Genomic DNA, 24,494 nt, shown 5'->3' on the forward strand with positions numbered 1-24,494 from the left:
ATGTTAATTCGCTCCATGTTGAAACAGAATCGCAGTTGGATTCTTGGATATTCAATCGGGACCAGCGTATATCTCTTTTTCTTAGCCGCCATCTTCCCATCTATTCAAGAAACAGGCTTAATTGAGGCGAAATTAGAATCGTTGCCACCTGAGCTTCTCGACGTCTTCCAAATCAACGCGTCGATGGCGATGGACAACGTTCTCAATCTATTGTCGAGCAACTATTATGGGTTGATTTTCTACGTGCTCGCGGTTTTATTCGCATTGACTTTCGCCTCGAAACTCTTGGCCAAACCGGTCGATTCTGGAGAAATCATGTTGTATATGGCAGCACCGATTTCTCGGGTCACGTATGTGATGTCAAGCTTCGTTGTGTTGATTGTGGCAGTCGGGCTATTTGTCGGTCTGAATGGATTGAGTTTAATGGTAGCGGACCTTCTGTTCGATTTACAAATCGATTATGCGGTTCTGTGGATGCTTCAATTGAATGGGGCGCTCATGTTGCTCGTCCTAGGCGTGGCCGCTTATGTGATTGCGAGTCTATTCGATGATAGTAGTAAATCCTATATGGTGACGGGCGGGATATTCACGTTCTTTCTCGTGATGAATATCATCCAAGGAGTGAGCGATCAATTCGATTGGATGTCAAACCTCTCATTCTTCTCTCTCTTTGACGCAGGTGCCATCATGCGTGAGGAGTATTGGGGCATCCATTTCATCTGGTTACTCGGTCTCTTGACTATCTTTTCAGCACTCTCGTTCTTCCGATTCACCCGAAAAGATTTGACGATTTAGTTTTCCGAAATAAATTGTCGGGTATGATACAATCATCTCGTTAGAATGAAAAGGGGATGAATGAGATGCTTTACGCTACATTACGAAATAAGGTCGAAATTCCGATGATCGGCTTTGGGGTCTGGAAGGTCGATAATGAAACCGAGGCGCCAGCTGCTGTCGTTGAAGCGATCAAAACAGGCTATCGTCACATCGATACGGCTGCAATCTATAAAAATGAAGAGGGCGTTGCGAAGGGAATTCATCTCTCAGGTGTAGACCGCTCTGAATTGTTCATCACGTCGAAGATTTGGAATGATGACATTCGTGAAGGCAAAACGAAAGAGGCATTCGAAGACTCGTTAAAACGACTCCAGACAGATTATTTGGACCTTTGTCTGTTGCATTGGCCGGTTGATGGGTTCGTCGATGCGTGGAAAGATCTCATCGATTTATATGAAGCCGGAAAAATCAAAGCAATCGGTGTATCCAACTTTAAAGAACACCATTTAGAAACATTGAAAGAAGCCGGTCTGATGGCGCCACTCATCAATCAGGTTGAACTTCATCCACAACTCCCGCAACCTGATTTGTTGGATTACTGCCAAGATGAAGGGATTCAGATCGAGGCGTGGAGTCCACTCATGCAAGGTAAGTTTTTAGACATCCCTGCTTTTTCTGAAATTGCAGAAAAACATGGGAAGACACCGGCTCAGATTGTGCTCCGTTGGCACCTTGAATCCGGTCATGTCGCGCTACCGAAATCGGTGACACCACATCGAATCCGTGAGAACTTTGATGTTTTCGACTTCTCACTCGATGCGGACGATTTGGCGAAGATCGATCAAGTGGCGACAGGAGAACGTCTCGGACCAGATCCAGACGAAATCGACTTTTAATGGAGAAGGGGTTCGCATATGCGAGCCCCTTTGTACGTGTAGAGTCACATGGATGCGGGTATTTAATATTATGTTACAAAAGGAGGTGTTTGATCTTCATTTAGAAGATCGTGCTTATGGACTTATCAAAATGGCCGATTGTAAACTGGGTTGCTTTTTTAGCGACCGTCGTCATCAACTATTTCGCGAGCGGCGACAACGCGGCGGTTTCGGACCGCATCGATATCTACTTTAAGCCGGCAGGGTACGCCTTCTCGATTTGGGGTGTCATCTATGTCGCGTTACTTGTCTGGCTGGTGCTCCAGTTGAAGAAAGGGACGACGGCGAATCGTCAAGCCGAGCGGATGAAAGCCGGATTTTTAGTCTCTTGCGTGCTGAATGGTTTATGGCTATTGGCATTCACGAACGAATGGTTCGTCGTCTCACTTGTCATCATGGTGTTGTTCCTGGCTACGCTGTGCTGGTTGTATTATATCGCTTTTCGGACGTCTACGAGCTGGCTCGATCGGTTCCCGTTCTCCATCTACATCGGCTGGGTATCAGTCGCGACCATCGTCAACACGTTCGTTGTGATGAAGACGGAACAGATCACGTCGCTGTTAGGTCTTGATGAACTCGCCTGGACCTCTCTTATGCTGATGGTCGGTGTGATTCTTGCCCTTCTCTTTATGTGGTGGCATCATGATTTCATCTATCCACTCGTATTCGTCTGGGCATATATCGGAATATTTGCGAGAATCGAAGAAGGCACACTCTATGTTGTGATTGTCAGCGCCCTCGCATTGCTTGCGATTGGGTATATCGGATTGATTTTGTGGAAACGTCCGAAATCGTTTTTACATCATCCGCGTAAAACAGTAGAACAATAATCAAGAAAAGGGTATCTTCAGGATATCCTTTTTTTATGTTCTGAAGAACCTATAAATAAATAATATTTATGGATATTTATTCTTTATTGAACATAACTAAAAACGATAAATCCATTGATAACAGTCATGTATACGCTTTCAATATGACTAAATGAGATTTCTATTATGCAAAAATGCATGCAACTCACTTGATTTTTCAGAATATTTAGAACAAAATGTTAATTACGAAACTGTGAGTGAAAGGGGTCGATGATATGAGTCGAGTTGGTTTATATGACTCAAAATTTGAGAAAGATGCGTGTGGGATTGGACTTTACGTCAATCTACATGGGCTAAAGAAACATGAAATCGTTCAAAAATCGCTCTCCATGTTATGTAATTTAGAGCACCGAGGAGGAGAAGGTGTCATCGATGCTGGTGATGGGGCGGGTATCATGACTGAGATTCCACACGAATTGTTTACGCAAACCATGAACCTTCCGTCACTCGGTCGTTACGCTGTCGGAATGGTTTTTTTTCAGCCGTCTGAGAATCAGCTTCACGAAAAGATCACGTTGATGGAACGGATGGCGGATGAACTGGATTGTTCGACGATCGAATGGCGCGAAGTACCTGTCGACCCGATGCAAATCGGGGAACATGCGCGGGTCACACAACCGGTCATCTATCAATGGTTTATCTCATGTCCATTCCTAGACGAGGATGCGAATGAACGCGTCTTCTATGAACTTCGTCGAAAAATCGAAAAAGTCGAATCATTACGCCTATATATCGCAAGCCTGTCAACGAGAACGGTCGTATATAAAGGGATGTTGACGCCAAATCAAATCGCCGCATTTTATTTGGACTTGCAATCTCCTCACTATAAAAGCACGTTCGGCATCGTCCATTCTCGTTTCTCGACGAATACGTTCCCTTCTTGGGAACGAGCACATCCGAACCGCATGATAGTCCATAACGGGGAAATCAATACGCTTCGTGGAAATATCGATGCGATGCGAGCACGGGAAGGGGTCACGTCAACAGACTTATTCGAAGACGTTCAACACTTGTTCCCTGTGCTTCAAGAGGATGGGAGCGACTCGTCCATGCTCGATAACGCTTTTGAATTCTTCACACGAACAGGTCGTTCGATCGCCCACACGGCGATGATGTTGATTCCTGAACCATTTGTCGAAGGAAAGATGGAACCGTTCAAGCGCGACTTCTATCAGTATCATTCATCCATCATGGAGCCGTGGGATGGACCGACTGGAGTCGTCTTCACAGATGGAAGGCAAATCGGAGCTATTTTAGATCGTAACGGCTTGCGTCCGATGCGTTATGTCGAAACATTGGACGGGGAATTGATTCTCTCCTCTGAAACAGGAGTCATTCCGGTTGACGCAGAGAACGTCAAATCCAAACAACGTCTAAGACCAGGACAGTTGTTGTTGATTGACTTGATTGAAAAGCGATTGATTCCTGATCATGAGATCAAAGAGACGATTGCGAAGTCAGAGCCTTATCACAAATGGCTTAAGCAGATGATGACCATTGAGGATCGAGAGGTCGTTGAAGAAGAACTACTTGAACTCGGACGTGTGCAACGTGCGTTTGGATATACGAAAGAAGACATTGAACAGTATATGGTTCCGTTAATCAAAGACGAAAAAGATCCAATCGGCTCGATGGGGCATGACCAACCAATTGCGGTGCTCTCGACGCGGCCCCGTTCCTTGTTCCATTATTTCAAACAACACTTCGCGCAAGTGACCAACCCGCCAATCGACGCGTTACGGGAGAAAATTGTCACGGCTACGTTTACTTGGATTGGTCCGCAAGGAAATCCGGTCCATACTGGACGAGGTCACGCGAAACGTGTGTGGTTGAATCATCCGATGATTGATGGGGCAACCCTCAAGCAACTTGCCGAGAAGCTCAAGCTCGAACGAGTCGATACGACGTTTACAAATGATTTAGAGGCGTCGCTTGAAGCCCTTTTGCAACAGGTCAGCCAGATTGTACGAAATGGTGCGAACGTGATCGTCCTATCTGACCGTCTCGTCAGTAATAAACGGATTGCGATGCCGTCTCTTCTCGTACTGAGTGCGATTCATCAACACTTGATTCGAGATAACTTGCGCTCGAACTGTAGTCTCATTTGTGAGAGTGGTGAAGTTCGAGAAGTGCATCAGGCAGCGACCTTGATTGGGTATGGGGCAGATGCGGTATATCCTTACGTAGCCTATGCGACGATAAGAGATTTAGTCGAACGTAAACAAATTGCGCATTCATTTGAAGAGGCCATTCGCTCGTATCAAAAAGCAGTTGTCGAAGGCATCGTCAAAATCATGTCGAAAATGGGTATCTCGACCATTCAAAGCTACCGTGGGGCCCAAATTTTCGAAGCCGTCGGATTAGATTGCAATTTGATTGAGACGCATTTCAGGGGAACGACGTCCCAACTGTCTGGAATCGGATTTGAAGAACTTGAAAACGAAGCGAGAACACTCCATACGTCCGCCTATGCGACGAATCGTCCGCTCGAGGCGGGAAGTGATTTCCAATGGCGTGCAGACGGAGAAGAACATGCATTCAATCCGAAGACGATTCATTTGTTGCAACGTTCCTGTCGTGAGAATGAACGTAAATATTATGATGCTTATGTGAAATTGCATGAATCATCAGGACAGTTCATTCGACAGTTGTTTGCATTTAAAACACAACGTCCTGTCCCGCTCGAAGAAGTAGAGCCAGTCACGTCGATCGTTCGCCGTTTTAAGACAGGCGCGATGTCATTTGGGTCCTTGTCGAAAGAGGCGCATGAAACGCTCGCTATCGCCATGAATCAGATCGGTGCGAAAAGTAACTCTGGAGAAGGCGGGGAAGACCGGGCCCGCTTCGTCCCGGATGAGTTTGGAAACGAACGCATCAGCCGCATCAAGCAAGTCGCAAGCGGACGATTCGGGGTGACGGCAGAATATCTTTACCATGCCGATGAAATTCAAATCAAGATGGCGCAAGGGGCAAAACCGGGTGAGGGTGGCCAACTTCCTGGAAATAAGGTGTACCCATGGGTCGCCGAAGTGCGTGGATCCGTTCCGGGGGTTGGACTCATCTCACCGCCTCCACATCACGATATTTATTCGATTGAGGACTTGGCCCAACTTATCTTTGACTTAAAGCATGTGAATCCTAAGGCGAAAATCAGTGTCAAACTTGTCTCGAAGTCAGGCGTCGGGACGATTGCAGCCGGTGTCGCGAAAGCGAATGCCGATACGATTGTCATCAGTGGATATGATGGTGGAACCGGTGCTTCTCCAAAGACATCGATCAAGCACACAGGTCTTCCTTGGGAACTTGGACTCTTAGAGACGCATCAAACGCTCGCATTGAACGGGTTACGGGGGAGAGTCACACTTGAGACGGACGGAAAGCTCATGACGGGGAGAGACATCGTCCTAGCTGCCATCTTCGGGGCGGAAGAATTTGCGTTTGCGACAGCGCCACTCGTCGTCCTTGGATGTATTATGATGCGTGCATGCCATTTAGATACCTGTCCGGTCGGTGTGGCGACACAGGACCCTGTGCTTCGTCAGAAATTTATGGGGAAACCAGAACACGTCGTCAACCTGATGACGTTCTTGGCAGAAGAAGTACGAGAAATTTTAGCATTACTCGGTGTGACATCATTAGACGACGTGATTGGTCGAACGGATCTTCTTGAAGAGAGTGAATGGAAGACGAGTCATCCGAAAGCAAAACGGTTAGATTTAGCACCGATGCTCTCGATGCCGACACCACTTCCTGAACGTGAAGAACTCGCTCACCCGGCATATCGTTCCTATGATCACCGGAAATTGATTCCGGCAGTCTCACGGTCAATCAACTCGTTGCAACCGACCTTCTTCGTTGGTCGCATCCGAAACACCGATCGCGCCGTCGGGACGCAGTTGGGGTTTGAAGTGACGAAAGTTCACGGTCAGGTCGGTTTAGCGGATGATACCATTTCGCTTCGCCTCAGTGGATCAGCCGGACAAAGCCTAGGAGCATTTTTACCACGAGGGATCACCATTTCCGTCATCGGGGATGCCAACGATTATATCGGGAAAGGCTTGAGCGGTGGGAAATTAGCATTGATCTCTGAAAAACATGCACCGTTTGATGAAAGTAAACAAATGATTGCCGGAAACGTCTGCTTGTACGGAGCGACGAGCGGACAAGCTTTCTTTAACGGTCACGTCGGCGAGCGTTTTGCCGTTCGAAATTCCGGGGCGACGGCAGTCGTCGAAGGAGTCGGCGATCATGGATGTGAGTATATGACCGGGGGAACGGTTCTCGTCCTCGGTGATGTCGGACGGAACTTTGCAGCCGGCATGTCAGGTGGCGTCGCATATCTTTATGGGGATCAAGCGTACGATCGACTCGTCAACGAGGAGCTCGTCTCCGTCGTAAAAGAATTGAACGATGAAGATATGGAACAAATTTATGCACTTCTCGAAGCGCATCAGTTTCATACAGACAGTGTTAAAGCACGGACTATTTTAGAGTCGTTCGAACAAGCTCGCTCTCACTTTGTAAAGGTCGTTCCTCGAGATTATGCGAATGTATTGGACGTTATGCGTCAAATCGAGGCGAATCGACCGGAATTGAGCGAAGCGGACCGAGCACTTGAATTGTTCCGGGTTGTGACTGAGGGGGGTAACGCATGAAACATAACTTTTTAAACATCGCACGGTCCACACTACCTGAGCGTCTTGTGGATGAGCGAGTGAAGGATTATGAAGAATATGCGACACGAATGGATGACGAATCCGTCAAACAGCAGGCTGCACGTTGTATGGACTGTGGCACTCCATTCTGTCATGTCGGGGATATGATTGGACAAGAGACGATTGGGTGCCCGATTCACAACTATATCCCGGAGTGGAACAAGCTTGTGACCAAATCGGACTGGATGGGAGCGTATCACCGATTGATGGAGACAAATAACTTCCCGGAGTTTACGGGTCGAGTTTGTCCCGCACCGTGTGAGGGGTCTTGTACACTCGGAATCAGTGAAGATCCGGTTGCGATCAAATCGATTGAACGAACCATCATCGATCGGGCGTTTGAAGAAGGTTGGGTGAAACCAAGACCGGTTCATCGAAGAAGCGGGATGACAGTCGCCATCATCGGAAGTGGGCCGGCTGGATTGGCAGCTGCCGACCAACTGAACCAACTCGGACATTCGGTCACCATCATTGAGAAGGCGGATGAACCGGGAGGGCTACTCATGTACGGAATCCCGAACATGAAACTGGATAAGGATGTCGTGAGACGTCGCATTCGGTTGCTCGAACAAGAGGGAATTGTCATCCAGACGAACATTGAGGTCGGTACGGATGTGACAGTGGAGGCGCTTCGGAACCAATACGATGCGGTGATTTTCGCGACAGGCGCTCAGAAACAGCGCACGCTCGGGATTGACGGGGATGATGCACGTGGTGTTGAAATGGCGATGGATTATTTGACGGCATCGATGTACGAGCGAAAAGGAACGACCCGATCACCAGAACATGACGCCAAAGACAAAAATGTCATCGTCATCGGGGGTGGAGATACAGGAGCCGACTGTGTGGCGACAGCAATCCGTCAAGGTGCAAAATCAGTCGTTCAGTTTGGGAAGCACCCGTCAAAAGGGTTGCTTCGTGCACCAGAGAAACCTTGGCCACTTCAACCGGACACGCTTACGACGGATTATGCGTATGCGGAATCACTCGCGATCTATGAGAAAGACCCGAGAACGTATTTGATTCGCTCCAACCAAATCGTCACGAAAGAAGGACGTGTCACAGGGATTGAAACGGAACGGATGACGAAAGTCGTCAACCCGGATGGTCAGGCAACCTTCTTCGTAGAGGAAGATTCAATAGAGACGTATCCGGCGGATTTGATCCTCGTCGCCATTGGATTTGAACGACCAGAGCACGAGTTGCGGAAAATCGGTGTCGAGAAGACGAAAGATTTCCAGACGGCAACGGAAAACGTCTTTGTCGCGGGGGATGCCAAGCGAGGGCAAAGCTTGATCGTATGGGCGATTCGTGAAGGACGAGAAGTAGCAGAGGTCGTCGATGCGTATCTCGATACTTGCAAGACCGAATTAAAAACCTCATCATAAAAAGGAGCGACAGCCGTCGCTCCTTATCTTTTGTTTAGGAGGAGTTTTATGTTCACGGAAATCCTCATGTATACGGGAATCTGGTTTATTCTCATCCTCATTTTATTAGGAACCATTTATTCACGACGGAAAAAATGATCAAAGCACCATCGCCGCAATCACACCGAAGATGATGAGTGGAATATTGTAGTGTAAGAACGTTGGCCAAACCGTTTCACGTAGGTGATCGTGTTGACCGTCAGCGTTCAATCCACTCGTAGGTCCGAGTGTCGAGTCACTCGCTGGGCTACCTGCATCCCCAAGCGCTCCTGCAGTCCCGATGATGGCAATCGTTGCCTCGACTGAGAAGCCGTATTGTACACAGAGCGGGACGAAAATCGCAGCAATGATTGGAACAGTCGAGAAACTTGAACCGATTCCGAGCGTGATGACAAGGCCGACGAGCAACATGACGAGAGCGGCAATGAGTTTAGAGTCACCCATCAAATCGCTCGCTCCGTTGACGAGCGGTTCGATCGCACCTGTCTCGCGGATGACGGCAGCGAATCCACTTGCGGCGATCATGACGAACCCGATGAATGCCATCATGCGCATGCCGCTTGTGAAGATATCATCTGCCTCAGACCATGGAATCAAGCGGAAGATTGAAAGCAAGATCAAACCAGTCACCGCAGAGGCGATCATCGACTCGGTCTGCAATTGAACGATGAGGACGATGAGAACGACAGCGAGTGTCATGATCATCTTCAAACTACTCATTTGACGTACTTCATAATCAGTTGGTCCGAGTGCAATCGTGTCATACGTTCTCGGTTTCCGGTAGTGGATAAACGCAGCAATCAATCCGACGACCATCCCCAATGCCGGGATGCCCATGATCGAGATGATGTTGACGTCTCCGACAGTCAAGCCGTTTGCTTCAACGTTTGCGATGAGAATCTCATTCAAGTAAATCCCACCAAACCCGACAGGTAACAACATATATGGTGTCACAAGACCGAACGTCAAAATGGTCGCGACGAGACGACGGTCTACATTCAACTCATTGAACAGTACGAGTAACGGCGGAATCACAATCGGGATAAAGGCGATGTGAATCGGAAGCACGTTTTGAGAGCTGATAGATAACAATAAGATGAGTGACAACAGGAATGCTTTGACGTACATCACACGCTTGCCTGACACGTCACGACCTGACATCGCAATCAATTTTTCAGCTAAGACATCCGGAAGCCCCGTCTTCGATAACCCGACAGCGAATGCGCCGAGGAGCGCGTAGCTGAGTGCGATGCTCGCTCCATCACCAAGACCGTCACTGAAGGCGGTCAACGTATCGTTGAACCCAAGTCCTCCAACAATCCCTCCGACAAGCGCCGCTAAGATTAATGATAATACAATGTGCACTCGGCTGATGGCGAGCGCAAATAAGACGATGACTGCAAGTAATACTGCGTTCATATCGATCCAACACCTTTCGCGTTTTCTTTCTCTTGGTATCACTTTAATATGATAAAGGCTTTTTGAAATTTAACATATGATGTGATCCTTGTCAAATCGAATATGAAAAAAGCGATAACTCGTGAAAGTTATCGCTTACGTGTTACATCTCGACGTTATGATACACTTGGCGCACATCTTCCAAGTCTTCGAGCACATCGATTAATTTTTCAAATTGTTCTTTCGAATCGTCATCGAGTGACACTTCGTTCTGCGGGAGCATCGTCAATTCCGCAACGGCAAACTCTTCTACTCCGGCAGCCTTGAATGCAGTCTGAACGGCGTGGAACGCTTCTGGCTCTGCATAGACGATGACCGTCTCGTCTTCCTCAATGACATCCCGCACATCGAGGTCATGCTCCATCATGAGTTCGAGGACGTCATCTGCTGACATTTCATTAACACCGATGACGGCAGTTGCATCGAACATATATGCGACCGAACCACTGACTCCCATGTTGCCTCCGTTTTTACCGAACGCGGCACGAACTTCTGAAGCCGTACGGTTGACGTTATTCGTCAATGTATCGACGATGACCATCGAACCATTCGGACCAAACCCTTCATATCGAAGTTCATCGAAATTTTCCTCATCGCCACCTTTGGCTTTGTCGATGGCACGATCGATGATCGCCCGGGGCACGTTATACGTCTTCGCACGTTCCACAACGAATTTTAATGACTGGTTCAACTCAGGATCAGGTTCCCCTTGACGAGCGGCCACATAAATCTCGCGACCGAACTTCGCATAGACGCGACTCGTGTTCGCATCTTTTGACGCCTTCTTCTCTTTAATGTTGTTCCATTTACGACCCATTACATGTCATCTCTCTTTCCATTTGTACGTAGATTCATTACAGATTATATAAGAAGTTGTGGGAATTGACGAGAAAAGTTTTACTTGTCACCTTTGTCCATCTTCTCGACAATCTCTGTAAGTGTCTTCAAACTCTCAATGAGTCGGTCAGTTTCGTCCTCATTCAAAAAGGCGAGACGTTCCTCGAATAGTCTACGGAATGAGTCTCTGCGCTCAAGTAAGATTCGTTCACCTTCCTCGGTCAGTTGATTCCAAATCACGCGGCGATCCCGCTCGTCTGGCACCCGCGTGATATACCCCTCGTTCAATAATTTCGTGATGAGCGGGGTAACGTTCGGTGGCGCGATGGAGAGTGTCTCGCTGATTCGTCCATTCGTGACAGCCCCCTCGTCCTCAATCAACATCAATAGATGGAAATGAGAGAAGTTCAGGTTTAGAATTTGAGGAAAATCAGATCGACGTAACAATTTACGACGAATTAAAGGAATCAGTTTGACAAACTGGTCCGCTGCATCTTGTTTCGGCATAATAGATTCACTTCCTAGTTAGGTTCTATTTTCATTATACACGAGTTAGGTGCAGTTGAACCTAAAAACGGGTTGATGTGATGATTGATACATCATAGTAGAGATTGAATCGACACAAAATATGTAAGCGTTTACATTGAAGGTTTGATATATTTTCATGAAAACGAATTCGATTTTACTGAGGACGCATACAAAAATCAAGAGCTATCAATAACAGATAAAAAAATATTGTGAAAGAGTTCACATTCTTGTCACCCACAAAACCTGAAAAACATTGTATTCTATGAATGTGAAGGAAAGCACAATCTCTAAAAACAGTCATCACAATGTGCTTCCATCAAGTCAATATGTTCATAAAAAGCTCTCACTTATGAGGAGGAACCTAACATGGCAGTCAAAGAGAAAGCAAAAGTGGAAACAACGGCAGAACAAATGGTGGACACGCTCGTAGCAAGTGCGCATAAGGCACTCGATACGTTGATGACGTTCGACCAAGAGAAAATTGATCACATCGTACAGGCGATGGCGCTTGCGGGACTCGAGCAACACGTCACACTCGCGAAATTAGCACATACAGAAACAGGTCGCGGTGTCTTTGAAGACAAGATGATCAAAAATATCTTCGCGACAGAATATATCTATAACTCACTCCGTGGTGAGAAAACGGTAGGCGTCCTTGAAGATGACGTTCAAAACGGAATCACATACATCGCGGAACCAGTCGGTGTCGTCGCTGGGGTCACACCGGTCACAAACCCAACATCGACAACGATGTTCAAAGCGATCATCGCCATCAAGACACGTAACCCGATTATCTTCGCGTTCCATCCATCAGCGCAACAATGTTCAAGCGAAGCGGCTCGTGTCCTCCGTGACGCAGCAGTGGCGGCAGGTGCTCCTGAAAACTTGATTCAATGGGTTGAAGTTCCGTCACTCGATGCGACGAAAGCGCTCATGAACCACCCTGGTGTAGCGATGGTCCTTGCGACGGGTGGGGCAGCGATGGTCAAATCGGCTTACTCGACTGGTAAACCAGCACTCGGTGTCGGACCTGGTAACGTACCAGCCTATATCGATAAGACTGCGAAAGTGAAACGTGCCATCTCAGACGTCATCCTTTCAAAAACGTTCGACAACGGAATGATCTGTGCGTCTGAACAAGCGATCATCGTCGATCAAGAAGTATATGAAGAAGTGAAAGCAGAGATGACGGCACTAGGTTGCTACTTCTGCTCACCAGAAGAAAAAGCAAAACTTGAAACACTCGTCATTCGAACAGATACATGTGCGGTCAACCCTGAAATCGTCGGGAAGCCGGCAGCATGGATCGCTGAACAGGCAGGTCTCAAAGTACCAGCGGATACGAAGATCTTGATTGCAGAGCTTGAAACAGTTGGCGCAACGGAACTTCTCTCTCACGAAAAATTAAGCCCGGTTCTCGGTGCGTATAAAGTTCAATCACGTGAAGAAGGATTCGCAATCGCTGAAAAAATGCTCGAGATTGGTGGTCTCGGTCATACGGCTGTCATCCACTCAACAGATGACGATGCCATCCTTGAGTTCGGTCTCCGTATGAAAGCTTGCCGCATCATCGTCAACTCACCTTCAGCACACGGTGGAATCGGTGACCTTTATAACGAAATGACACCATCCCTTACGCTCGGTTGTGGGTCTTACGGTAAAAACTCCGTCTCAGAAAACGTGACGGCGAAACATCTACTCAACGTGAAAAAGGTGGCGAGACGTCGCGTGAATATGCAATGGTTCAAAGTACCTGAAAAAATCTATTTCGAGAAAAACTCAGTACAATATCTTCAATCGCTCACAACGAAAAAACGGGCGATGATCGTCACAGATGAAATGATGGTCAAACTCGGATTCGCTGACAAAGTCATCAAAAACTTGCCGGCTGGTGTCGAGTACCGCATCTTCGACCAAGTCGAACCGGATCCATCTGTTGAAACGGTCATGAACGGTGCCGAAGCAATGCGTCACTTCCAACCAGACATGATCATCGCACTTGGTGGTGGTTCACCGATGGATGCTGCGAAAGGCATGTGGCTCTTCTACGAACGTCCAGAAGAGAAGTTCTCGAATCTACGCCAGAAATTTATGGATATTCGCAAACGGACATATAAGTTCCCGACACTCGGTAACAAGTCAATGTTTATCGCCATCCCGACAACGTCTGGTACAGGTTCTGAAGTGACACCGTTCACTGTCATCACAGATAAAAAACGTAACGTGAAATATCCGATTGCTGACTATGCGATCACACCAGACGTCGCCATCGTCGACCCTGAGTTCGTCATGACCGTTCCAGCTTCAATCACGGCTGATACAGGAATGGACGTCATGACACACGCAATCGAAGCATATGTTTCCGTCATGGCGAATGATTACACAGACGGACTTTGCCTCCGCGCCATCAAGATGATCTTCGACTACCTACCAAAAGCGTATGAAAACGGTAGCGATGCGGAAGCTCGTCAGAAAGTACACAACGCTTCAACGATGGCGGGTATGGCGTTTGCGAACGCATTCCTCGGTATCAACCACTCGATCGCTCACAAAATCGGTGGAGAGTTCCACGTCCCACACGGTCGTACGAACGCGATTCTCATGCCACACGTCATCCGTTACAACGCGACACGCCCATCGAAACTTGCGGCGTTCCCGAAATATGAGTCATTCATCGCAGACGAACGTTATGCAGAAATCGCGCGTTACCTCGGACTTCCAGCAAGCACGACAGCTGAAGGTGTCGAGTCACTCGTCCAAGCGATCATCGAGCTCGGTCAACGCTTGAACATCAAACTTTCGTTCAAGGCGCAAGGCATCAAGAAAGCAGAACTCGATGCGAAGATCGACAAGATGGCAGTCGACGCATTCGAAGACCAATGTACGACGGCCAACCCGAAAATGCCGCTCGTTGAAGAATTGAAAGAGATCATGTACGCAGCATACGAAGGCGTATAAGCTTCAAAATTTACAAGGGGCCCGTTCAACTCGAACGGGCTTTTCTTGTGGTCGGAATATGACATTCAGTTTCTAAAATTATATTTAAATTTATAAAAAATTGAATAGTCAGACCATAAATAGCTGTATATAATAAAAAATGGTATACATAGCAATTTATTGATGAATGGAGATCGTGTCATGATCATCGTGTTTAGTTTGTTGCGTTCAATCGCGACAGTTGTTCTTTTCTTCAATCCAATTTATTCGACGCCGCTCGAGACCGCGGAATATATTTCATCAGTTGATCGAAATGCGGATAGTTGGGAGAGTGCCGACTTTTTTGAATCATTCGGAACCGAGTTACCTATCGACATGGATCGAAACCTCCTTTACACAGAACGGATAACCGGCTGGACTGAGATTGAAGTGGGGGACGAAACGTATGAGGGGTTTTCATCGATGACGTTTGATCAACCGTTCAAAGGTACGATTCTACATATGACGTGGGGACAAGACATTCCGGATGTGAAAGAAAAAGTGGTCGTCTTACCGACAACAAAGTTTTCATATGACAACATCGAGGATGCGTATACCGTCGATTACGCAGGTGAGGTTTTGAATGACCAGGAAGCGAACGCGTACTTGTCAGAGCTCGCATCTGCAGGAGCTGCAGGATACCTGATCACCCCTTATGAAGACGACCCATATGAGACGGGTTTCGTTTTCACGTCATCCTATATGAAGTTAGATGGTACAGGGGTAGACTTGGATACGGCTGAACAACTGAAGGACGGGGAAATGATTCGAGTCAAACCTTATCGTGAAGAGATCCCATATGTCGAGTTTGTCCAACAAGGAAAATCGGAACGGGAGATCATTCTCATGTCACGACTCGATTCTTCCTGGCACGGAGCCCATTATTTGTCTGCCGTCGGTCCGTCTACGGTCTTATATCATCTGATGCAGGTGATGAACGAGGAAATGCCAGACTATACGATTCGATATGTCTTTTTGAATGGAAACGGCGACTCTAGAGAAGCGAGTGACGATTTCCTTGAACGGCTAGGGGAGCAAAAAGAAAAAGTGGAAGCGGTCGTCATGCTCGATATTCTTGGGACTGGTGATGGTCCACTATACGTTCGGACGAAAGGGATGAAATCCTATCCAGTACTAGAACGGGCGCCATTCGCTGAACTAGAAGTACGTTCGTTAGCAAGTTCACCGGGTGACGCTTACGATGAAGCAGGAATCCCTTATTTGATGTTGAGTGATTCATTAGAAGGAAGTTGGCATGTGTTCACGGAGAAAGATACGTTCGAACGGCTGTCGGAAGATGGAGTAACGGGTGCGGTCGATTGGATGCACAATTGGCTAACTGACTGACCTAATCATTGTCGCTGTCTGAGAAGACGGCGACATATTTTTTTAGATGTCGGTTTCGGGTATGATTGTAATGGAGGCGATACGATGAAACAAGAGATGACAATTACGACAACATATGGAACGATTGCAGGAACTTTTCTTTCCCATGAGGAGCCTCGGACGACGATTGTCATGTTGAGCGGAAGTGGGCCGAGTGACCGTGACGGCAATATGGGTGGTGTCGGATTTAACACGTATGCCAAGCTGGCAGAAGCGTTGTATGACCATGGATATAACGTGTTCCGATATGACAAACAAGGAATCGGGAAGTCAGATGGAGACTTCAACAAAGTCGGATTACATGACTTGATTAACGATGCGATTCTTGTCGTACGCACCATTCGACAATTGGCCGATGTGAATCGCTTATATCTACTTGGTCATAGTGAAGGGGCCGTCCTTGCTCCTGCCGTTCAACTTGAGACGAAGGCGGATGGACTGATCTTACTTTCCGGTTTCCATGAAGCGTCCAAGCAGATGTTCTTATACCAAGCAGATGCACTCGCTAAAGATATCGAACATGTGAAGGGAATAAAAGGTCTCTTCTATCGGTTGACGGGCGTTGCCAAAAAAGTTAGGCAGCGACAGGACGATTTGTTAGAGCGTTCTTTACGGACGAACGTCTCGTCTTTCAAATATCGAGGTCAAGTCGTAAATGCGAAATGGATTCGAGAACATGCATCCTATGACGTCCGAGAGCGATTGGAGCATGTGACCGTCCCGGTTCTTGCGATTACGGGGGGGCGTGATGTGCAAGTCCCACCCGAACACGTCCATATGATTCAAACAAAAGGGGAGGTCACCTCATCGATCATCGATGATATGAATCATCTGCTCGTGAAACGGGAGTCACCCCATTCGCTTCTCACGTTGCATAAAGAGTATCGAGAAGCGATCGATGCGCCGATTCATCCAAAACTCGTTCAAGAATTGGATGAATGGTTAAAAATACAGTCATAAACTCAAAAAACGGTCATCTATTGACCGTTTTTTATGTTATAATTGTGACAAGTTGAATGGAAATGAATGTTTTTGAATGATTTTAGTTGTTTTTATAATGAAAACGCTTTATATTAGACGTATGGAGGGAACAAGATGTTAACGAAACAACGACATCAGTTGATTTTGCAACGCTTATCTGAACAGAAGGTCGTCAAATTAAAAGAATTGGTTGATTTAACTGATTCATCCGAGTCGACGATTCGTCGAGATTTGACGGACCTTGAAGCGGAAGGGTATCTGGCAAGGGTTCACGGAGGCGCAACGCTCATTGCGACTCCAGATGAGGAACCGACATTTGAAGAAAAGCGAGACCGGTTCGTAGATGAAAAAGTTGCGATTGCACGGAAGGCCGCAACGTTCATCGAAGACGGGATGTCGATTTATTTAGATGCCGGTACAACCACTCAGGCGATGGTTCCGTTTTTAGAAGGAAAAAAAATTGTCGTCGTCACAAACAGTCTACCGATTGCGAATGAATTATTTGATCTTGATATTAAGACGTTTGTGATTGGCGGAGAATTAAAGCGTTCCACCCAGGCATTGGTTGGGTATAACGCACGCGAGAGCATGATGAATTATCGTGTCGACCTCGCCTTTCTCGGAATGAATGGAATCGACCTTGAAGCGGGTTACACGACCCCGGACCCAGAAGAAGCGCTTGTCAAAAAAACGGCAATCGAATTGGCACAAACCTCGTTCGTACTCGCGGACGCATCGAAGATCGGGAAACGAACGTTCAGCCGAGTCGCGACGTTAGATGCCGCTCAGTTGATCACATCAAGCAGTGAGTCAATGAGTTCCATCCAAACAATCACAAAGGTGGTGAATGCGAAATGATTTACACGTTAACACTCAACCCTTCTATTGATTACTACGTAACATTACCTGAAGTACATCTAGGAGAAGTGAACCGAATCGAAGAGACGACGGAGCGCGCAGGCGGTAAAGGAATTAACGTCTCCATCGTTCTTCGGGAATATGCACAAGAGACGAAGGCGCTTGGTTTCATCGGTGGGACGACCGGTGACTTCATTAAAAAGTCACTCGTCGACCACGGTGTACACACCGATTTCGTAGAGGTGAATGGGAACACCCGGATCAATGTCAAGATTCGGGCGAAAGAGGAAACAGAACTGAATGCGAGCGGACCGAATATCACAGAGCGCGAGCTCGAACTGTTGACGGCCAAGTTCGATCAAGTTCAAGAAGGCGATATTGTCGTCCTCGCGGGTAGTATCCCGAGCAACCTACCAGACTCGCTATATCGGACCATTGCTGAATCGATTCGCGAAAAAGGTGCCGACTTTGTCGTCGATACAACGAAAGATGCCATGCTCGAGGTGCTCGCCCTCGAACCACTCATGATCAAACCGAACCACCATGAATTAGGTGAATTGTTTGATACCGAGATCGAAACGTTTGAAGAAGCTCTTCCATATGCCGAACAGCTCGTCAAACGCGGGGCGAAAAACGTCATCATCTCCTTTGCGGGAGACGGGGCACTACTTGTTAACAAGGACGGAGCCGTCACAGCGAACACACCGGTCGGGAAACTCGTGAACTCGGTTGGTGCAGGAGATTCACTCGTTGCCGGATTTGTCGCGAATGTGAAAGAAAAAGGTGAACAAGAAGCATTTCGATACGCGGTCACGACAGGAAGCGCATCTGCTTATACGTTCGGCCTATGTTCAAAACAAGAGATCGATCGATTGATCGATCAAGTACAACTCACGCCACTGAAACGAATGGAGGAAACAACATGAAAATCACGGACTTGCTCCAACGCGACACGATTCAATTGAATCTACGCGCGAGTTCTAAGCGTGAGGTCATCGAAGAACTTGTCGATGTCCTCGATCGCGCTGGTAAACTATCCGACCGCAACGGTTATCGCGATGCGATTCTAAAACGTGAAAGCGAGAGCACGACCGGCCTCGGAGAAGGGATTGCCATTCCTCATGCGAAAACGAGTGCGGTCAAAACGCCAGCAATCGCATTCGGTCGCTCGGAAGGCGTCGACTACGAAGCGTTAGACGGACAACCGAGCCGCCTCTTCTTTATGATTGCGGCAGGAGAAAATGCGAATAATGAACACCTTGAAACACTCTCTAAACTTTCAGTTTACTTGATGGACCCTGCATTCCAAGAGCGTCTCTATGCAGCCACTTCTGAAAGCGATGTCATTCGTGCCATCGAAGAAAAAGAAGCGGCAGAAGAGAAGCCAGAAGTCGTGAAACCGACGAATGAAGATGCACCGTTCATTTTGGCCGTCACGGCATGCCCGACAGGAATCGCTCATACGTATATGGCAGCAGATAGCTTGAAGCAAAAAGCCGAAGCGATGGGCGTCGATATTAAAGTCGAAACGAACGGATCGACTGGCGTAAAAAATGAATTGACGCGCGCGGATATCGACCGGGCGACAGCGATCATCGTCGCAGCGGACAAGGCTGTTGAAATGGATCGTTTCGCTGGTAAGCGAGTCATCGAAGTTCCGGTCGCACAAGGGATTCGGAAACCTGAAGAACTCATCAATCGTGCGGTGAAACAAGATGCGCCGGTATATGAGGCTTCGAAAACATCAGGTGGTGCTTCGAAAGAACAACGTACAGGCGTGTACAAGCACTTGATGAGCGGTGTATCTGCGATGCTTCCACTCGTTGTCGCAGGTGGACTCTTGATTGCCATCAGCTTCTTCTGGGGCATCAACTCTGCTAACCCGGATGACCCGTCTTACAATGAATTTGCAGCACAGTTGATGACGATCGGTGGAGCTGCATTCGGCTTCCTCGTTCCGATTCTCGCCGGTTTCATCGCGATGTCGATTGCCGATCGCCCAGGTCTCGCACCAGGTCTCGTGGCAGGGGTACTTGCAAGTCAAGGGAACGCCGGATTCCTCGGTGGTCTCATCGCCGGTTTCTTGGCCGGTTATGTCGTCCTTTTCTTGAAAAAGGCACTCGCGAAGTTGCCTGCTTCACTTGAAGGAATCAAGCCAGTCCTCTTGTATCCGTTACTCGGCTCGTTCATCTCCGGGATGGTCATGTTACTCGTCGTCAACGAACCGATCGCAGCACTTATGACATGGTTGATGGATACGTTGAACAGCATGAGTGGCGCGAACGCTATCCTTTTAGGAGTCATCGTCGGTGGGATGATGGCAGTCGATATGGGTGGTCCGATCAACAAGACAGCGTACGTCTTCGGTACGGCAGCACTTACAGCGGGTAACCAAGAAGTCATGGCAGCCGTCATGGCTGGAGGGATGGTACCACCACTCCTCGTCGCACTCGCATCAACAGTCTTCGCTCGTCAAAAGTTCTCGAAACAAGAGCGCGAAGCAGGAAAAACTGCTTATATTATGGGAGCCTCGTTCATCACGGAAGCGGCAATCCCATTCGCGGCTGCGGACCCGATTCGCGTTCTTCCATCAGCGATTCTCGGATCTGCCATTGCAGGCGGATTATCCGCATTCTTCACGATTCAATTACCAGCGCCACACGGTGGGATCTTCGTCTTCCCACTTCTTGAAGGAGCTGGAAACGTCGCTGTGAGTATGGGTCTCTATGCACTCGCCATCTTGGCAGGTGCGGTGGTCGGAGCATTGCTCCTCTCGTTCTTGAAAAAACCGTTAACAACATCGACACCAGTCCAATCTAAAGAAGTTGCATAACGTAAGAAGAGACGTCGCCTTTATCCAGAGGTGACGTCTTTATTGTTGTCGATGTCCGTGCAAAATTCACATAATCTCGGATTGCAAGTTGGGGATTTGTGGTAAACTATTTGTAAAGCTTCGGGTGAGGAGGGGGTCACATTGGACATTCGGGTCGCCAAACCAGATGATGTGTATGGGATTGCGAGAGTGCGTGTGAACGGGTGGCGTACGACCTATCGGGGGATCGTACCGACTGAGTATTTGCTAAAAGTATCATCCGGCTCCATCGAATGGGCAGAACGCTTGCGGACCGCCCTTCGTCGGCAAGAAGTAGCCGGCTTTGTGGCGATTGTCGAGGACGAAATCGTGGGCTTCGTTCTTTACGGAGAAGAGCGGACAGGAGAGTATCCAGACCACACGAATGAAGTGTATGCTATTTATATTTTAGAGAACCATCAAGGGAACGGGATCGGGTCCGCTCTCCTTGAACATGCCGTGCAATCGATGTGTGAGGCAGGACTCTTGATCTGGGCGCTTGAGATGAATCCGTTCCGCACGTTTTATGAACGAAAACAAGGGCAGGTCATCGACCAGAAAGATCGAGAGTTTGGTGAATTGATGCTCCGCGAAGTGGCGTATGGATGGGAAACGACCCGTCACGACTCCATCATGGGAGCCTGAGCTTAGAGACTGTAGAATGTTCTACGGTCTTTTTTTGTTGAGTGAAATGGATGCTAAATTAAAAGGGATCCTCTACTATTCAATGGCTCATCTACATCAATTCGAACGTCCAGATCAGTATGAACCGTATCTGTTAAAGGCAATTGCAGAGTACCCAGAATTTCCTAGTTACCATCTTAATCTTGGACGGTACTATATCTCAAACGAGAATATCGAAAAGGGAAAGCTGTATATAAAAGAAGGCTTACTTAGAGTAAAAGAGTGTTTCAATGAAGCATCGCCTCTAGAATTTGAAATTTCTTTATATACGTTTATTGATGAAGAGATCGGTGGACTTTATATGTTTGAGGAGACTTACAAAGAATACGAAAAAATGTCCCTTTGAATCAAAATGGAATACTGTTGTTCAATCAAACAATCTCTTCTATACTGAATTGAACAAAAAATTCCAAATGAAGGGTTGGGGAAAGATGGAACACCGAAAAATCTGTATCAAGTTAAGTGGAGCCGCTCTAGCTGGTGATGGAACGGATAATTTTGACGAAATGAGCCTTAGCCTGATTGCAGAAGAAATATTATCACTCGCAAATAGCGGGGTTGAAGTATGTGTCATGGTCGGCGGGGGAAATCTCTTCCGAGGGAATCAAGCAGAAGCATGGGGAATCAATCGAGTGGAAGCTGACAGTATCGGGACGCTCGGGACGGTCATGAACTCATTGATGCTACGTGGCATCTTGAAACGTGATGCCAATCGAGAAGTGCGTGTCATGACGTCGATTCCAATGCCGAGCGTAGCCGAGCCGTACATTCAACTTCGAGCCATCAATCATTTGAAAAAAGGATATATCGTCATTTTTGCAGGCGGTAACGGTCAACCGTTCGTTTCTTCAGACTATCCGGCTGTTCAGCGTGCCATCGAAGTGGGATGTGATGCCTTGTTCGTGGCAAAGAACGGTGTCTCCGGCGTATATGACCGCGATCCTCGTTTGGATTCGGACGCTCGTCAATTTGAAACCCTTCACTATAACGATGTCATTTCGAATGATTTGAAAGTGATGGATCAATCAGCATTGCTTCTCGCGAGAGATCACGGTTTGCCGATTCACTTGTTCGACTTCAAGGAGCGGAACGCCATTCATCGTATTCTCGAAGGAGAGAGCATTGGAACGATGATTCATCACCATGAAACGCAGCTCTTGCAGAATTGAGGAGACAGCATGTATGAAGTAACAGATGGTCACGTCATTGGGAAAAACGGAATACCCGTCCCGTATTCGTACCTGCAGCCTGATTCGTCATCCGACACACTCGTGATTTTGTTGCCCGGATACGGATATACAAATGATTCTCCAATGTTTCGCTATACGACTGGATTGTGCATAGAGAATGGGTTGAACGTTCTCGAAGTCAACTATAACTATCGCGACGAGCGGTACGATTCAGTCGATGTAAATAAGGCAATTGTTGATGATGTTCGACTCGTCATCGATCAAATCCTACATACTGATTCCGTTCAACAATACATCATCGTCGGAAAATCGCTCGGTACGGTTGCGATGGCAAGTGAACTCACCCGAAACGTGTTTCATGATGCCAAACTCGTTTGGTTGACACCTTTGTTGAAACAAGACGACATATATGAAGCGATCCAGTCTCATAAAGGACAACAGATGATTCTCATAGGAACGGCGGACCAACATTATGTAGATGAGAGAATGAAGCGTCTTGAACATCTGGCCTTGACCGAACTCGAGATTGTCAAGGAGATGAATCATAGCCTCGAATACACAGGAGAGACATACCGGTCACTACGGTTACTTGAAACACTTCTCAAGCGAGTGGAGCAATTTATCATGTCCTCATAGGTCGTGAACCGGAGGAGAGTTGCGCGATCAAATGTAAGGGAGGAGTCGACGTGAAATTTACCACTGAGCGTTTAATAATCAGACCATTTATGGAGAAAGACTTGCATGCTACATTCGAAATGTATACAAAACCAGAAGTATGCAGATATCTTTTGCATGAGCCATGGACGTCTGAAAATAGGAAGAAAGAATTTGATAAAAAACTAACAAATTCTATTCTTACCGAGACTAGTACGTTGAATTTAGCAGTCGTACATCAAGATGAAGTGATTGGGGATCTCACAGTTTGGTACACGGGTATGAAAGACACGGTAGAGATTGGGTATTGTTTTTCTGATTCACATTCAGGAAAAGGATATGCGACGGAGGCAGTGAGCGGATTGCTAGGGGAGTTGTTCACAAAGCTCAATCTACATAGGGTACAAGCTAATCTCGACGCCAGAAATGTAGCTTCCCAAAAATTATGCGAACGGGTTGGAATGAGAAAAGAAGCTCATTTCTTGAGAGACTATTGGAATAAGAATGAATGGACCGATAGCATGGTGTACGCGATATTGCACGAGGAGTTTGTAAGACAATAAACGAAATAAGTGAATAGAAAAGGAGATGATGCGCGTCATCTCCTTTAATTTACAATTTTTCAATAACCGTTTTCGGGTCGACACGTTCTGTATAGTCAGCAGGCACATCACTGAACGAAATCGTTCCATCAGATTGGATGATGAACGTGGCCGGTTTCGGCAACTGCCAATCTTCGTTCCCGTTATGTGCATCGACATTTAGTCCAGATGCTTTACAAATATCAATCAAATAACCTGGCATGTCAAAGACGAGGTCGAATTGACGTGCGACAATATTATCAACATCACTCAATACATAAAAATCAAGTTCATTCTTTTCTTTCGTCGAAAGGGAATAATCCGGCGTTTCCGGACTGATCGCGACAAGAGTCGCGCCTTTTTCTTGAATCGTTGCCAACTCGCGCTGGTAAGCGCGGAGCTCGAGGTTACAGTATGGGCACCATCCACTCGGTAAAATGTGACGATGACTGGTCCATTTTCAAGGAGCGTTTTCAAATTGACGGTTGTCCCGTCCGCGTGAGGCAATTCAAACGACGGCGCTTGATCTCCAACTGTTAACCCTGATGCGATGCCTGAATCTTTCAATTCTTGAGTCGCCTGAGCCATCAATCGTTGCTTCTCGGCAGGTGCATTTTGTTTGAACTGATCTTTATAGGATTTGATCTCTTCCAATAATGAATTCATCATTTGACTCCCTCTTCCGATATGGTGACTCAAATTTTAACTAAATACGAATAGTATGATTTGTTCAATCGAACACAACGGTGAAACTCCATTTCAGTTTCCGAAAAATAATTTTCGAATA

At 47.2% G+C, this 24,494-nt stretch carries 21 protein-coding genes; 16 read left to right on the forward strand and 5 right to left on the reverse strand.

Annotated elements, in window-relative coordinates:
• The 5 genes from BV910_RS07250 to BV910_RS07270 all read left to right on the forward strand — a co-directional run bounded on the left by BV910_RS07250 (window position 1) and on the right by BV910_RS07270 (window position 8,684).
• Window positions 1–795, forward strand: a complete 795-nt coding sequence (locus BV910_RS07250) for an ABC transporter permease subunit (RefSeq protein ID WP_078146829.1) — start codon at window positions 1–3, stop codon at window positions 793–795.
• Window positions 796–860: 65 nt separating this feature from the next.
• Complete coding sequence (locus BV910_RS07255; RefSeq protein WP_078146830.1) at window positions 861–1,673, forward strand: aldo/keto reductase; 813 nt, start codon at window positions 861–863, stop codon at window positions 1,671–1,673.
• Between the two features lie 116 nt (window positions 1,674–1,789).
• Window positions 1,790–2,542, forward strand: coding sequence for a tryptophan-rich sensory protein (locus tag BV910_RS07260; protein ID WP_078146831.1), 753 nt, complete (start codon window positions 1,790–1,792; stop codon window positions 2,540–2,542).
• Window positions 2,543–2,796: 254 nt separating this feature from the next.
• Window positions 2,797–7,236, forward strand: a complete 4,440-nt coding sequence (gltB, locus tag BV910_RS07265) for a glutamate synthase large subunit (protein ID WP_078146832.1) — start codon at window positions 2,797–2,799, stop codon at window positions 7,234–7,236.
• Window positions 7,233–8,684, forward strand: a complete 1,452-nt coding sequence (locus BV910_RS07270; protein ID WP_078146833.1) for a glutamate synthase subunit beta — start codon at window positions 7,233–7,235, stop codon at window positions 8,682–8,684. The genes gltB and BV910_RS07270 overlap by 4 nt, the downstream gene beginning before the upstream one ends.
• Before the next feature lie 138 nt (window positions 8,685–8,822).
• Here BV910_RS07270 and BV910_RS07275 read toward each other — a convergent pair whose 3' ends face one another.
• From BV910_RS07275 to BV910_RS07285, 3 genes are all read right to left on the reverse strand, one after another.
• Window positions 8,823–10,142 (reverse strand): Na+/H+ antiporter family protein, encoded by a 1,320-nt coding sequence (locus tag BV910_RS07275; RefSeq protein WP_078146834.1) that lies wholly within the window; start codon window positions 10,140–10,142, stop codon window positions 8,823–8,825.
• A gap of 142 nt (window positions 10,143–10,284) precedes the next feature.
• Window positions 10,285–10,998, reverse strand: coding sequence for a YebC/PmpR family DNA-binding transcriptional regulator (locus tag BV910_RS07280; protein WP_078146835.1), 714 nt, complete (start codon window positions 10,996–10,998; stop codon window positions 10,285–10,287).
• 80 nt (window positions 10,999–11,078) lie between these two features.
• Window positions 11,079–11,525: a MarR family winged helix-turn-helix transcriptional regulator gene (locus BV910_RS07285; protein WP_078146836.1), complete on the reverse strand. Its 447-nt coding sequence runs from the start codon at window positions 11,523–11,525 to the stop codon at window positions 11,079–11,081.
• Window positions 11,526–11,912: 387 nt separating this feature from the next.
• Here BV910_RS07285 and adhE point away from each other — a divergent pair, with 387 nt between their 5' ends.
• The 11 genes from adhE to BV910_RS07340 all read left to right on the forward strand — a co-directional run bounded on the left by adhE (window position 11,913) and on the right by BV910_RS07340 (window position 23,689).
• Window positions 11,913–14,504: a bifunctional acetaldehyde-CoA/alcohol dehydrogenase gene (adhE, locus tag BV910_RS07290; protein WP_078146837.1), complete on the forward strand. Its 2,592-nt coding sequence runs from the start codon at window positions 11,913–11,915 to the stop codon at window positions 14,502–14,504.
• A gap of 180 nt (window positions 14,505–14,684) precedes the next feature.
• On the forward strand, window positions 14,685–15,869 hold the full coding sequence (locus BV910_RS07295) for a zinc-binding metallopeptidase family protein (protein ID WP_078146838.1): 1,185 nt from the start codon (window positions 14,685–14,687) through the stop codon (window positions 15,867–15,869).
• Window positions 15,870–15,953: 84 nt separating this feature from the next.
• The gene (locus BV910_RS07300) at window positions 15,954–16,868 is read left to right on the forward strand and encodes an alpha/beta hydrolase (RefSeq protein ID WP_078146839.1); all 915 of its coding nucleotides are present in this window, start codon (window positions 15,954–15,956) and stop codon (window positions 16,866–16,868) included.
• A gap of 135 nt (window positions 16,869–17,003) precedes the next feature.
• Complete coding sequence (locus BV910_RS07305; RefSeq protein WP_078146840.1) at window positions 17,004–17,747, forward strand: DeoR/GlpR family DNA-binding transcription regulator; 744 nt, start codon at window positions 17,004–17,006, stop codon at window positions 17,745–17,747.
• Window positions 17,744–18,673: a 1-phosphofructokinase gene (gene pfkB, locus BV910_RS07310; protein ID WP_078146841.1), complete on the forward strand. Its 930-nt coding sequence runs from the start codon at window positions 17,744–17,746 to the stop codon at window positions 18,671–18,673. Before BV910_RS07305 ends, pfkB begins: the two co-directional genes overlap by 4 nt.
• Window positions 18,670–20,580, forward strand: coding sequence for a PTS fructose transporter subunit IIABC (locus BV910_RS07315; RefSeq protein ID WP_078146842.1), 1,911 nt, complete (start codon window positions 18,670–18,672; stop codon window positions 20,578–20,580). The genes pfkB and BV910_RS07315 overlap by 4 nt, the downstream gene beginning before the upstream one ends.
• Window positions 20,581–20,721: 141 nt before the next feature.
• Entirely contained in the window at window positions 20,722–21,243 is a 522-nt protein-coding gene (locus BV910_RS07320; protein WP_012726215.1) for a GNAT family N-acetyltransferase, read from the forward strand.
• 16 nt (window positions 21,244–21,259) lie between these two features.
• Complete coding sequence (locus BV910_RS07325) at window positions 21,260–21,628, forward strand: hypothetical protein (RefSeq protein ID WP_078146843.1); 369 nt, start codon at window positions 21,260–21,262, stop codon at window positions 21,626–21,628.
• An 85-nt stretch (window positions 21,629–21,713) separates the two neighbouring features.
• A complete protein-coding gene (gene pyrH / locus BV910_RS07330) occupies window positions 21,714–22,451 on the forward strand; it encodes a UMP kinase (protein ID WP_078146844.1) in 738 nt (245 codons plus the stop codon).
• Window positions 22,452–22,460: 9 nt separating this feature from the next.
• Entirely contained in the window at window positions 22,461–23,108 is a 648-nt protein-coding gene (locus tag BV910_RS07335) for an alpha/beta family hydrolase (RefSeq protein ID WP_078146845.1), read from the forward strand.
• 50 nt (window positions 23,109–23,158) lie between these two features.
• Entirely contained in the window at window positions 23,159–23,689 is a 531-nt protein-coding gene (locus BV910_RS07340; protein WP_078146846.1) for a GNAT family N-acetyltransferase, read from the forward strand.
• Window positions 23,690–23,738: 49 nt separating this feature from the next.
• Here the strand turns inward: BV910_RS07340 and BV910_RS14910 are convergent, their stop codons facing one another.
• Window positions 23,739–24,086, reverse strand: a complete 348-nt coding sequence (locus BV910_RS14910; protein ID WP_240499816.1) for a redoxin domain-containing protein — start codon at window positions 24,084–24,086, stop codon at window positions 23,739–23,741.
• Entirely contained in the window at window positions 23,978–24,373 is a 396-nt protein-coding gene (locus BV910_RS14915) for a redoxin domain-containing protein (RefSeq protein ID WP_240499817.1), read from the reverse strand. Before BV910_RS14915 ends, BV910_RS14910 begins: the two co-directional genes overlap by 109 nt.
• Between the last annotated feature and the right edge of the window lie 121 nt (window positions 24,374–24,494).

The organism is Exiguobacterium sp. HVEsp1 (assembly GCF_002009685.1).
Lineage (GTDB): Bacteria > Bacillota > Bacilli > Exiguobacteriales > Exiguobacteriaceae > Exiguobacterium > Exiguobacterium profundum.